Origin of the sequence: Vibrio ouci (assembly GCF_004551525.1) — a bacterium.
In the GTDB taxonomy this organism is placed as follows: domain Bacteria; phylum Pseudomonadota; class Gammaproteobacteria; order Enterobacterales; family Vibrionaceae; genus Vibrio; species Vibrio ouci.
Genome location: NZ_SATR01000392.1, coordinates 1 through 404, shown reverse-complemented (window position 1 = coordinate 404; position 404 = coordinate 1). Strand labels below are relative to the sequence as shown.

Below are 404 nucleotides of genomic sequence, written 5' to 3'. Positions count from 1 at the left end.
AGGACTCCGAAGATAATGCGCAAGCATTTGGGTTTATTTCTCAAAAATATAAGCCATATCCTCAACTACGTATGGTAGGCCTAATGGCGACCGAAACTCGCTTTATGATAGGGGCTGCTTTTGATGCCTGTCAGGTCGGTGAAGCAACGCTAGCACGCCGATTATTAGGTGATGTGCCAGCAAACTCACTCACATTATTTGACCGTTGCTATTTTTCTGCTGACTTGTTGATTGCATGGAGCAAAGCAGCTTCCAGTTGTCATTGGTTAACCCCTGTAAAACGAAAGCTAAGATATGAAGTTGTTGAGCACTTTGCTGATAACGACATGCTTATCTCTATGCCAGTCTCACCCCAGGCACAGCGCAGTAACCCAGAGCTCCCCACTCATTGGCAAGCACGCCTC

General features: G+C 46.5%; 1 protein-coding gene. It reads left to right on the top strand.

Annotation, left to right across the window (positions count from 1 at the left end):
- A partial coding sequence (locus ELS82_RS26020; RefSeq protein ID WP_341867203.1) for a transposase occupies positions 1 to 404 on the top strand: 404 nt, incomplete at both ends.